Below are 12888 nucleotides of genomic sequence, written 5' to 3'. Positions count from 1 at the left end.
ATTCTATACTAATAGAAAGATGAAAAAAATATTATAATAGCAAAAGAAGTAAATTATTAATCTTCTTTTTTATCCATTTTACCAGCAACGAAGCAACCTACGCCAACTGCTACAAATGCAGAAACTATCCATACTAAATAAAACATAATAAATCTCCTTTTTTATTAGTACATCTCATGTGAGTTAGCTTTTATTTCTTCAGCAGATGTTCTACGGCCGTTTGCCCACATTTTCTTATATACGAAGAACGTATAACTAAATACAATCGGAAGTATTATAAGAGCAGCTATAAGAATGCCTATTAATGAAGTTTGACTACTACTAGCATTAAATATAGTTAAACTATATTTGTAGTCACCAACATTAGATACCATAATGAATGGGAATAGCGCAAAACCAACTGTTAACACAGCTCCAAGTAAAGAAGCTAAACTTGCTAAGAATGCTGAGCCATCTTTATCCTTATTATTAAATACAATAATAAGGATAGCACCAACAAAAGTTAAAATAGGTGCAAACCACATCCATATATGAGCATGGTTAAAGTTATAATACCAAGAATGATCTGTTGTTATTTTACCTGCTGTATAAGCGTGGTTTAAGGCATCTGAAGCATATGCGAAGCCTGGGTTAGTGCTATATTGATAACCAGGGATAAATGCTATCCAAATAGCAGCAACAATTAGCAATACTATATATATAATAGCTGTAACGTTACTGATCTTCTTAAATCTATCTCTTAGTACACCTTCTGTTCTAAGCTTTCCATAAGTAGAACCGTGCATTAGTGCCATATTTAGAGCAAATACACCAAATAATAAAGCAAAAGGCGTTAATAGGTCTAGTAATGTAATCCACATAGATTGATACTGGCCATTTGTTACAGTACCGTAAATTAGTCTAGCTGTATCATCATACGAGATTGGGAAGCCAAGGTATAAGTTACCAACAGCAACACCCATAACAACTATAGGAATGATACTACCTAAAACAAGCATCCAATCCCAGAAATTTCTCCATTTGTCGCTATCTATTTTCTTTCTATACTCAAAAGCAGGAGGTCTTAAGAAAAGGCCCCATAGTACAGCTAATATAGCAATATAAAGTCCTGAGAAACTTGTAGCGTATACTTGTGGCCAAATAGCAAAAAGTGCACCACCAGCAGTAATAAACCAAACCTGAGAACCATCCCAAGTAGGGCCTACAGTATTTATGATAGCTCTTTTTTCATAGTTATCTTTACCAACAAACTTAGCAAGAATACCTATACCAAAGTCAAAACCAACTGTTGCAGCTACTAGGAATATAAGAACTCCAACAACTAGCCAAGAGATAACTTGTAAAACATCTAATAACATTTATCTCTCCTTATTTATCTTTGTTATTTTGTTCAAAATGATATTTACCAGAACCTAACGAACTAGGTCCTAGTTTTGCATATTTGAACATTAAGAATAGTAATACTGCAAATAGAGAAGTATCTATTAGCAAGAATATCAGCATAGAAGTGCCAATATCAGCAGCTGTTAGAGCTGATGAACTGATGCTTGTAGGCAGCTGATGATAAACAGTCCATGGCTGACGGCCATGCTCAGTTACAAACCAACCGCAGACACAAGCAATAAAAGGTAATGGAATTGCCCAAGGCATAACTCTTAGGAATAGCTTACCAAGTTTAGTATTATCAAGGGAGTTTCTAGCTAAGAGAACTAAACCAACCAACATCAGTAATAGTAGCAACATGCCTATACCAACCATAATTCTGAAAGTCCAGAAGATACTAGCGACATCAGGAACCATATTAGTAGCAACTTGTTCTACTACTTCTGGATTGTTAGCTAATTTAGCAATTGTCGCAGAGTCAGCTTTACCATATTTCTCTTGAGCAACTTGAACAAGTAGCTTACCAAAGCCCATATATCTTTGGTATTGAGGATTATTGTAATTTGCATAGCTACTATCAGGAGTATCACCTTTACGACCTGACTCTCTCCATTTTAGAAGATCAGCATAAGCAAGACCACCATCTTTAATCATTACAGTAGCAGCAGGAACTTTCTCATATTTTTGAGGATTAGCAGCAGCTACAGCAGGAGAAACATCAGCTGTTTCACCTGTTTTAATATTTCTGTAATAAGCTAGGTTAGGATCTCTCTTACCATTTACCATCTCTCCGTATAGGATAGCTTTAACACCAGGAACTTGAGCTGTTGTAGTGTGTGTTGCTATTAGACCAAGAGCCATAGGGATTTCTATGTTAAAGTTATTCTTTTGTTCTTTTTGGTCTGGGAAGCCTACAGCATTAAATGGTGCTGGAGTTGGTGAGGTATCCCATTCAGCTTCAATAGTAGCCATTTTTAATGGTTGTACTTTCCAGGCATCTTGACCGTTAGCATCGCCGAAGAATATAGCCATAATGCAAGCAACTATACCAAAACCTAAGCCAACGGCTAAAGATCTCTTAGCAAAACCAGTGTCACGTCCTTTAAGTAGGTAGTATGCACTAATACCTATAACAAAAGTTGCACCAGTTGTGTATCCAGCTGTAATTACGTGACCAAAGTTTGATTGCGCAGTAGAGTTTAAAAATACATCTAGTAAGCTTACAGTTTCCATTCTCATAGTTGAAGCTACAAATTCAGATCCTACAGGATGTTGCATATAACCGTTTGCAACAAGAATTAATAGTGCTGAGAAACTTGAACCGATTGCTAAACAGAATGTTGAAAGTAAATGTTGTTTCTTCGAAAGTTTATCCCAACCAAAGAAGAATAAGCCAGCGAAAGTTGACTCAAGCATAAATGCAGCCATACCTTCAATAGCTAGAGGTGTACCAAATATATCACCTACTGACTGTGAGTAGTATGACCAGTTAGTACCAAATTCAAATTCCATGGTTAAACCAGTGATAATTCCTAGAGCGAAGTTTATTCCAAGTAATTTACCCCAAAACTTCACCATATCTTTATAAACTTCTTTACCTGTTCTTAAATACATCAGTTCCATTGTGAATAAAATCCACGTTAGACCTAATGTTAAAGGAACAAATAAGAAGTGAAATGATGCTGTTAGACCAAACTGCAATCTTGCTAAGTCAACAGACATGAGCGTTGGTAACATAATGCTGCTTCTCCTTATGATATTCGAGTAACGAAAGGTTATTTTTTTTTTAAAAATAGAACATTGGAAAGAAAAAATCTTGTGCGATTTGAGTAGTCACTTTTTCTAACCTTTAACTATACAGGATAATTGTAACATATAAATTGCCTAAATCAAAAATTAATATATGCCGGAAGCATTGAAAATAAAGGTTTTCGCTATACTAAAATGGTATAGTTTTAAGGTTGTAAGTGTAGCCTAACTTTGTATTGTTTTAAATATAATTATTTGATTAGATTTATTTTCTGAATAAATAATTTTTCATCAAATTCTTTCTTATCAATTTTTACATATATAGCATTTTCTTCTAGACATATTACAGACTCGTAAAGACCCTCTTCTACTGCAATGATTTTATTTAATTTTTCTGCAAGTTCTGATGTTATTTTGTCTAGTTTATAGACCCTTGTATTTAGGTAGGTAGGTTCAGCCATTATTAATGTAACCAAAAACCATAGAAAGGCTAAGATTGTACAAAATGTAAGCACCCCAGTGATGTTGAATTTATGAAAAATGATTCCACCTAAGACTCCTCCGATAAATATACCAAAGAACTGGCAGCTAGAGAAGATACCCATAGCTGTTCCTTTACTTCCAACAGGAGCAATTTTTGAAACCCATGAAGGTAGGCATGATTCTAAAAAGGTAAATGCTGCAAAAAAAAGTGTAAGAATAAGACTTAAGATTATAGTGTGCTGATAACCTATAATCAAAAGACCTAAACAGATACTTAAAAGTAAAACAGCAACAATAAAGAACTTTCTCATTTTGTGTTGAGTCTCAGCAATCATGACAAATGGGAACATTGCGACGAAAGATATAATCAGTACAGGAAGGTATATCAGCCACTGGTAGTCAGCAGATATTTGTAAAATATTTGTTAGGATTGGAGGAATGACTATAAATAATGCTGTAAGAGTAGCATGTAATGTAAATATGCCATAGTTAAGCTTTAATAATTCTTTATGCGTTATTATGTCTTTAATAAGTGTTAAAACAGGTTTTGCTTCATGGTGAAAGCTAGGTTTTTTGGGAGTTGGAATTGTTGTTAAGATAAATATGCTGATAGCTCCACATATCGCAGTTAGCCAAAAGATACCTGATAATCCAATAATGCTATTTAGTATTGAGCTTATCATCATAGCTATTAAAAAAGAAAACCCTATAGACATGCCAATTAATGACATTGCCTTAAGGCGGTTTTCTTCTTTTGTTGAGTCGGCAACTAGTGCTGTTAGTGTACTGCCTATTGCACCAGCACCTTGTATTGCACGACCAATAATTATTCCATAAATACTAGTCGAGCATGCTGCAACAATACTACCAATAATAAAAAATACTAAGCCAACTAATATGATAGGCTTGCGTCCAAACTTGTCTGATAAAATACTAAGTACAATCTGTAGCATGGCTTGACTTAGCCCATATATCCCAAGAGCTAAACCTATTAGGAAAGGTGTCGCATATTGTAAATTATTAATATATAGACTAAATATCGGGAAAATAATAAACAGTCCAATCATTCTAAAACCATATATTAAAGAGATATTTATAGTTGTTCTTAATTCTTTGTTATACATGTGAAATTATTTATCGTAATAAAAATATTGATGAGTATAGCGAATATGTTTCCGTATTCAAATACTAAAAAAATTATTAATTAATGAATTTTTTTTCGTATTTATGTAATATGGAGATATCTACCTAGTAGAAAACATGTTTAGTGATTAAACGATTTATATGTAACTGTAATTTATAAGGGAATGTATTAATGAACTGGAAAAAATACTTACTAATATTTACAAGTATAGTAGCAATGCTGTCTTTATCTGGCTGTAAGGGCGGTATTTGGAATCCAATGGGTATAATCACATCGCAAGAGAAACATTTGCTAATATTTGCGACTGTTCTTATGCTTTTTGTGGTTATTCCAGTTATTATTTTGACACTGTGGTTTGCTTGGAAATATAGAGATGGAGCTAATTCTGAGTATAAACCAACCTGGAGTCACAGTAATAAGCTAGAGATAATCTGTTGGGGTGTGCCATTTGTAATAATCTTGATATTATCAATTGTTACATGGAAAACAACACACACACTTAGTCCTTACAAACCATTAGAGTCAGATAAAAAACCAATAGAAATAGATGTGGTTGCTCTAAACTGGAAGTGGATGTTTATATATCCTGAATATGATATAGCGACTGTTAACTATATACAGATACCTAAGGATCGTCCAGTTAATTTCAAAATAACTTCAGCTGCTCCAATGAACTCTTTCTTTATACCTGAGCTAGCAGGGCAGATATATGCAATGACAGGTATGACAACACAATTACATGTAATAGCTAAACATGAAGGTAAATTTAGAGGATTCTCTGCAAACTATACAGGTATAGGTTTTGCTGAGATGCAGTTTTATGCCAAAGTGACTGACCAAGCTGACTTTAACAAATGGGTTATAGAAGTTAAAGATGGCAAACATCAATCATTGACATGGAATTACTTCTGGAAGGATCTTGTAAAAGATTCTATAAATAATCCAGTTGCATATTATTCTCATGTTGATAAGAATTTATTTAACCATATTGTTATGTCATATATGATGCCAAACTATAAGCCAGAGAATATGGCTAATGCGATGCCTATGAATCATGGTCATGCAATGCATAGTAGTATGCATCATCATTAGTATGTAATTAGTAAAATAGTAGTAGTTTATAAATAGGAGAAAAATATGCTAGAAGCATTGATAGGGAAACTAAGTAATCCTCATTTAGTGTTTCCATACCTATATGAGCCAGTAAGCCAGCAGTTAATTATACTTGTGATGTTTATTGGTGTTGTAGTCGGAGGTGTGGCACTATTAGGTGGTATTACTTATTTTAAAAAGTGGGGCTACCTATGGAGAGAATGGTTTACAACTGTTGATCATAAGAAAATAGGTACAATGTATACCATTGTGGCATTAGTCATGATGTTTCGTGGCTTTGTAGATGCTGCAATGATGAGAACTCAACAAGCATTAGCTTCAGGCGATAGTACAGGTTATCTAATTCCTGAGCATTTTGATCAGATTTTCACAGCTCATGGTGTGATAATGATCTTTTTTGTAGCTATGCCTTTAGTCTTTGCATTAATGAACTGGGTGATTCCTCTTCAAATTGGTGCTAGAGATGTTGCTTTTCCATATATGAACTCTTTGAGTTTTTGGCTATTTGTAGTAGGGGCTATGCTAATAAATGTTTCTTTATTAGTGGGTGATTTTGCACATGCTGGATGGCTTGCTTATCCACCTTTCTCTGAGATAACCTATAGTCCAACAGTCGGAACCGATTATTATATATGGGGTCTACAAATATCTGGTATTGGTTCACTAATGACAGGTATTAACTTCTTTGTAACAATTATCAAAATGCGTTGCAAAGGCATGACTCTAATGAAAATGCCAATATTTACATGGGCGTCTTTTTGTTCAGTTGTTCTAGTGATAGCAGCGTTTCCTGTGCTAACAGTAACTTTGACATTATTAACTTTAGATAGATACTTTGGTACGCACTTCTTTACTGTTTCTGGAGGAGGTGACCAAATGATGTATGTAAACCTTATTTGGATATGGGGACATCCTGAAGTTTATATTCTTGTGTTACCTATGTTTGGTGTGTTTTCAGAGGTTGCGGCAACTTTCTCGAAGAAACCATTATTTGGATATACAACAATGGTATGGGCTAGTATAGCTATTACTATACTGTCATTTACAGTCTGGCTTCACCATTTCTTTACAATGGGAGCTAGTGCAAATGTTAATGCTTTCTTTGGAATTATGACAATGATTATTGCAATTCCAACAGGGGTTAAGATCTTTAACTGGTTATTTACTATGTATAAAGGTCGTATAACATTTGCAACGCCTATGATGTGGCTTATAGGTTTTATGATAGTTTTCTCAGTTGGTGGTATGACAGGTGTATTGTTATCAGTGCCAGGCGTTGATTTTCAAATGCATAATAGCGTGTTTCTAATTGCCCATTTCCATAACGTTATTATTGGTGGTGTTGTATTTGGTGCGTTTGCAGGTCTTACTTTCTGGTTTCCAAAAGTATTTGGTTTTAAGTTAAATGAGCGCTTAGGTAAATGTGCGTTTTGGTGTTGGTTAGTTGGTTTCTTTGTTGCATTTATGCCTTTATATATATTAGGTATGATGGGTATGACAAGAAGACTTTACCATTATTCTGCTTCAACTGGATATCAGCCTTTATTAATAGTTGCATGGATTGGTGCAATGATTATTGGTTTAGGTATTTTATTCCAAGTTCTACAAATTCTTGTAAGTATCAAGGATAGAGAAAAGAATCGTGTTGGTTCAGATGCTTGGGGTTATGGACGTACTCTAGAATGGGGTATTCCATCACCAGTACCTTTTTATAACTTCTCGCGTGATCCAATCGTTGAAGAGCGTGATGCTTACTGGGATCATAAAGAAAAAGGTTTAGGAGTTGATAATAAGCCTCTTACTGATGAAAAAGAATATGAAGATATTCATATGCCAAGAAATACTTCTGTAGGAGTTATTATTGGAGCATTTAGCTTTGTATTTGGTTTTGCTGCGGTATGGCATATCTGGTGGTTAGCAGCAGTAGGAGTTGTTGGTATGATAGGTACAGTTCTATACAGATCTTTTGACTATGATATTGACTACTACGTGAAAGCTGATGAAGTTAAGGATGTTGAAAATAAATACAATCAACAAGGAGAGTTACGCGTATGAGTACAGTAACTGCAGATAATCATCACCATGAACATCATTTTGATGGTTCTAAGAGTGTATTTGGTTTTTGGATTTATATAATGAGTGACTGTGTGCTTTTTGCAACACTATTTGCAGTGTTTGCAGTTTTTCATGAGCACACTTTTGGTGGGGTAGCTTCACACGAGATTTTCAATCTACCTTTTGTATTCGTTGAGACTATGCTTCTACTAGTAAGTAGTTTCACATTTGGTTTGGCAATGCTTAATCGAAACTCTGATAGTATTAATACTGTTATAAAATTTCTATGGATAACTTTCTTTTTAGGCTTAGGATTTATCTGTATGGAAGTTTATGAGTTCTATGAGTTAGTATTAGAAGGTCATACTTGGTCATCAAGTGCATTTTTATCATCATTCTTTGTACTTGTTGGAACTCATGGATTACATGTGACAATGGGTCTTTTATGGATTGTGAGTATGATATTTCAGCTTAAAAAGTATGGTATGAATCCTATGGCTAAAACAAAACTAACTTACCTTGGTTTGTTTTGGCATTTTTTAGATATTGTATGGATATTTGTATTCTCAATAGTTTACTTATTAGGAGCAGTATAATATGGCTAAAGAACACTTATATGATCAAGATACTGGCGCAGCATATGGTACTTATAAAAGCTATATAATGGGTTTTGTACTATCTATAATAACGACAACAATAGCTTTTGTGCTAGTTGGCTTTAGTTTGCTATCACCTGTTGCATTGTGTATTGCCGTAGCAGTCTTAGCTATTGCACAGCTTTTTATTCAGTTGGTATATTTCCTTCATCTAAACACAGATTCTAAAGCTCGCTGGAATTTAGTAAGTGCTATATTCGCAGCTATTATTGTAGTGATAGTAGTCGCAGGTACTATGTGGATCATGTTTGATTTATACGACATGATGATGTGATTCATTTTAACCAGCTTTCTTTTTTATTATGTCTTTTAAAAAATATTTTCAATTAGCTAAGCCAGGTATTATCTTTGGCAATCTTATTACTCTTACTGGAGGCTTTCTGCTAGCAACACATAGAGAAATTGGATTTGAGCATTTAGCATTATTTTTCTATGTGATGGTGGGTGTTGCCTTGATGGTTGCAGCAGGGTGTGTCTTTAATAATATTTATGATAAAGATATTGATAGTGCTATGGCACGTACAAAAAAGCGTCCTTTAGTTACTGGAGATATTTCAGTTATACAAGCAACGATTTATGGCTCGATACTATTGATACTTAGCTGCGCCATTTTATACTATCTTGTTAATCTCTTGACTCTATGGATTATTATAATTGGCTTTATTGTATATGTGGGTGTCTATACAGTATCTAAACGTATTACTATCCATGCTACTGTCTTAGGAGGTATTTCAGGAGCTATTCCTCCTGTGGCTGGTTATACTGCAGTTGTGAATGGCTTGGATTATAATGCTTTAGCTTTGTTTCTTATTTTATTTTTCTGGCAGATACCGCATTCATTTGCTATAGCTATGTTATATATGGATGATTATAAAAAAGTATATCTACCAATGTTGCCTTTAGTTAAAGGTGTTAGTTATACCAAGAAAATAATGTTGGTGTATCTTGTGTTATTTGTCTTATCATGTAGCTTGCCAATGCTGTTAGGAACGGCAGATTTGTTGTCTTTTGCGTTTTGTATGTTTATATCTTTATATTGGTTATATAAGTCTATTAAGTCTTATATTGATGATGAGGATAGAGTTTTTGCAAAAACAGTTTTTAAGTTTTCTATTATTGTGATCACGGTGATTTGTCTGACTTTTGGATAAGGCAGACCTATATTGATAGAAATAAGTTTGATTAGTTCTTTTTGTTTAAGTTTCTATAAGTTATGGTGTTTTTGCTGCTAATACTATTTTAACTCAATATTAATTAATATATTTTTAATGCATGCTGGTTTATTTGCTTAACTATTTTGAATAAAAAAATATTATTTAGTCTTTGTTTATTAATATTTGTTGATGCTATAGGAGCAGGCTTAATATTCCCTATAATGCCAGAGTTATTTTTTAACTCACAATATGGGTTAGCTAGATCTAATACTTTTTTATCAAGTAATATGTTGTATGGATTATCATTTGGACTATTTCCTTTAGCCAGCTTCTTTGGGATGCCTTTGCTAGGATCATTATCAGATCAATATGGTAGAAGAAAAATAATACTATTAGGTTTAGTAGGTATCTGTATGAGTGATTTATTAGCATGTATCTCAATTTTAATAAGAGATCCATATATATTTTTATTATCTAGATTAACTATGGGATTTTGCTCAGGTGCTTATATAGTGGCTGAAGCTGTAATAGCAGATCTAAGCACAACTATTAAATCAAAGATGAATAATCTTAGGTGGCCAATGTTAGCTTTTATAGCTGGATTTGTATTAGGTCCATTAATAGGAAGTAGCTCTATTATATTTGAAGGGATATATTCATTGACTATTCCCTTTACTATAGCTTTTTGTTTATCGTTATTTAATTTAGTTATGATATATTTATCGCTTAGAAATATTCGTTTAGATAAATCATCAGAAAACCCCAAAGTATTTAAGTTTCAAATTAAAACGATTATTCATGTATTTACAGATAAATTACTAAAGCTTTTCACTATAAGCTATGGCTTATTTCAGTTTGCTTTAGGAATATTTATACAATCAATATCATTATTTTTGGCAAATAGATTTAATTATAGCACTAAGATTATAGGAATATTCTTCACAGTAATGTGTTTAGGTTTAGCACTAAATATATTGATAATTCAACCAATTCTAACAAGATATGTAGAAGTTCGTAAACTAATTATATTTAGCATAGTAATTATATCGATAATGCTTTTGATACAAGGCTTATCTATTTATATAGATAATGGTGTAAATATTAAAGTAATTATATGGATCACGTCTTTAGTGCTTTATATATTTATACCATTTTCCAATACAGGATATATGGCTGTTTATTCTGATTATAGTAGTGAGAATGAACAAGGTAAAGCCATGGGTAATTTAGGTCAGATAACCTCATTGATGATGTTTATATCATCGTTTTTTATTGGATTTTTAGTGTTAACACACGAGTCAATATTATTAATACTAGCAGGGATATTAGCCTTGATAGGCGCATTGTTATTATATATACAATTCTTGGAGAGAGATGTATGAAAGAGATAAAAGAGTTACCAATATCAGAATATCAAAAGAGATTTTTTTTAGAGTGGGCTATTGATCCAGAAAGTACAAAATATAACTTTTCTTTGGTATATAAAATAAAAGGTAATCTTAATAAAGAAGCTTTAAAAAAAGCTTGTGAGAAGTTTATTCAGGATAATAAAATTGTTCATGCGAGATACTCTGAAGACGGCGAGAAATGCTTTTATGGAAATTATGTAATAGATGATTTCTATAAAGAGTTCTTAGCAGAAAGTGCAAATGAAAAAGAGATATATAAGCAGTTAAGAGAGTTATTAGATAGAAAATTTGACTTAACTAAAGATGTTTTGCAAAAATTTTATCTTTTAGAAGTTAATGAAAATTTACATTACTTTATTTTATCTGTAGCTCATATTATTTCTGATGGTACATCTGGAATTCAAACTATTAAGCAAATTAGCAAAAGCTATAATTGTATTGTTAATAATGTTAAAAGTGATACAAAACTAGCATCTTTTATTAATGTAGTTAAAGTTGAGAAGGAGTTTTTAACTAATGAATTTAATAAGGAAGCAAAGGGATTTTGGAAGGAGTTTATTGGTGATACATCATTAAATATTAATTTGCCATATAAAAATAGTACTAATATTAATATAGGGAATAAGTCTAAGGATTTAAATTTTGCTTTTGATGAAGCAAAGACAAATGAACTTAAGAGATTAGCAAAGTCATATAAAGTTACACCATTTATATTAATATCAGCTGCATATTCTATAGTATTATCTAAGTTTTCAAATCAGGAAGAGTTCCTATTAAGCTATCCTGTTAATATGAGACCTAAGGAATTTGAAGATATAATAGGATGTTTTGTAAATAACATACCGTTAAAAATTAATCTAAAAAATATAAAGTCAGTGCCTGACTTACTAGAAGATATATCAAAGCAACGTAAAGATGTTAGAAAATATCAGGGTTATTCAATGACTTATATAATGAATGATCAAAGGGAAAACAATACATATATTCCTAGTAACTACTTTAACGTTAGTATAGCTCAAACCAATTTAAATACTTTAGGATTTGAACTAGAAAATTTGGAAGTGACTCCAGTAGATATAAGTTGGTCATGTGAATCAATTAGTGAATTAGTGTTATTATATGATGAATATTCATCAGATAAAATAAAGTTCAGACTTACGAGCCCAAAAGATTTGTTTTCTGAAGAGTTTATATATCAATTTAAAGAAGCTTTTATTAGATTGATAAATGACGTTTTAGATAAACAAGATTTAGATATAAAAAGCTATTCTATTTTATCAAAAGCAGAGTATCAAACAATAGTATATGCTTGGAATCAAACAGATAAAGAATATTCTAAGGATAAGACGATATACCAACTGTTTGAAGAGCAAGTTGAACAGAATCCAGATAATGTAGCATTAGTATTTGAAGATAAACAGTTAACTTATAAAGAGTTAAATGAAAGATCAAACCAATTAGCTAGGTATATAAGAAAGCAGTATAAGGAAGTAACGAATCAAGAGCTTAAACCAGATACATTGATTCCATTATGTTTAGAGAGAAGTATGGATATGGTTATAGGTATACTTGGTGTTATGAAGGCAGGTGGGGCATATGTTCCTATGGATCCTGAATATCCTGAAGAGAGATTTAAGCATATACTTACAGATACGCAAGCTAAGTTGGTTATTACACAGAGCCATTTGGAGAATAAGCTTCATTATATAGCTAGTGATATTGGCTTAATATATATGGATCCA

Annotated in this window: 11 protein-coding genes; 7 read left to right on the top strand and 4 right to left on the bottom strand. The window is 32.5% G+C overall.

What is annotated here, in order from left to right:
• Window positions 1–56: 56 nt before the first annotated feature.
• The 4 genes from F3D62_RS04765 to F3D62_RS04750 form a co-directional block, all read right to left on the bottom strand.
• Entirely contained in the window at window positions 57–146 is a 90-nt protein-coding gene (locus F3D62_RS04765) for a cytochrome bd oxidase small subunit, CydX/CbdX family (RefSeq protein ID WP_150467107.1), read from the bottom strand.
• 18 nt (window positions 147–164) lie between these two features.
• A complete protein-coding gene (cydB, locus tag F3D62_RS04760; RefSeq protein WP_150467106.1) occupies window positions 165–1358 on the bottom strand; it encodes a cytochrome d ubiquinol oxidase subunit II in 1194 nt (397 codons plus the stop codon).
• 10 nt (window positions 1359–1368) lie between these two features.
• Window positions 1369–3120: a cytochrome ubiquinol oxidase subunit I gene (locus F3D62_RS04755; RefSeq protein WP_150467105.1), complete on the bottom strand. Its 1752-nt coding sequence runs from the start codon at window positions 3118–3120 to the stop codon at window positions 1369–1371.
• A 263-nt stretch (window positions 3121–3383) separates the two neighbouring features.
• Window positions 3384–4739: an MFS transporter gene (locus F3D62_RS04750; RefSeq protein WP_150467104.1), complete on the bottom strand. Its 1356-nt coding sequence runs from the start codon at window positions 4737–4739 to the stop codon at window positions 3384–3386.
• Window positions 4740–4930: 191 nt separating this feature from the next.
• On the opposite strand from F3D62_RS04750, the gene cyoA reads away from it, so the two are divergent.
• From cyoA to F3D62_RS04715, 7 genes are all read left to right on the top strand, one after another.
• Window positions 4931–5851 (top strand): ubiquinol oxidase subunit II, encoded by a 921-nt coding sequence (gene cyoA / locus F3D62_RS04745; protein ID WP_150467103.1) that lies wholly within the window; start codon window positions 4931–4933, stop codon window positions 5849–5851.
• Between the two features lie 45 nt (window positions 5852–5896).
• Window positions 5897–7927: a cytochrome o ubiquinol oxidase subunit I gene (gene cyoB, locus F3D62_RS04740; protein ID WP_150467102.1), complete on the top strand. Its 2031-nt coding sequence runs from the start codon at window positions 5897–5899 to the stop codon at window positions 7925–7927.
• Window positions 7924–8523: a cytochrome o ubiquinol oxidase subunit III gene (gene cyoC / locus F3D62_RS04735; protein ID WP_150467101.1), complete on the top strand. Its 600-nt coding sequence runs from the start codon at window positions 7924–7926 to the stop codon at window positions 8521–8523. The genes cyoB and cyoC overlap by 4 nt, the downstream gene beginning before the upstream one ends.
• A 1-nt stretch (window position 8524) precedes the next feature.
• The gene (gene cyoD, locus F3D62_RS04730) at window positions 8525–8857 is read left to right on the top strand and encodes a cytochrome o ubiquinol oxidase subunit IV (protein ID WP_150467100.1); all 333 of its coding nucleotides are present in this window, start codon (window positions 8525–8527) and stop codon (window positions 8855–8857) included.
• Between the two features lie 28 nt (window positions 8858–8885).
• A complete protein-coding gene (cyoE, locus tag F3D62_RS04725; RefSeq protein ID WP_150467099.1) occupies window positions 8886–9734 on the top strand; it encodes a heme o synthase in 849 nt (282 codons plus the stop codon).
• Between the two features lie 146 nt (window positions 9735–9880).
• Complete coding sequence (locus F3D62_RS04720) at window positions 9881–11119, top strand: MFS transporter (RefSeq protein WP_191092537.1); 1239 nt, start codon at window positions 9881–9883, stop codon at window positions 11117–11119.
• A partial coding sequence (locus tag F3D62_RS04715) for a condensation domain-containing protein (RefSeq protein WP_150467097.1) occupies window positions 11116–12888 on the top strand: 1773 nt, incomplete at its 3' end. The genes F3D62_RS04720 and F3D62_RS04715, both read left to right, overlap by 4 nt.

It is taken from the genome of Francisella sp. SYW-9 (assembly GCF_008711465.1).
Classification (GTDB): Bacteria; Pseudomonadota; Gammaproteobacteria; order Francisellales; family Francisellaceae; genus Francisella.
Note: the sequence above shows the minus strand (reverse complement) of the source record. Positions and strands in the feature narration are given on the sequence as shown.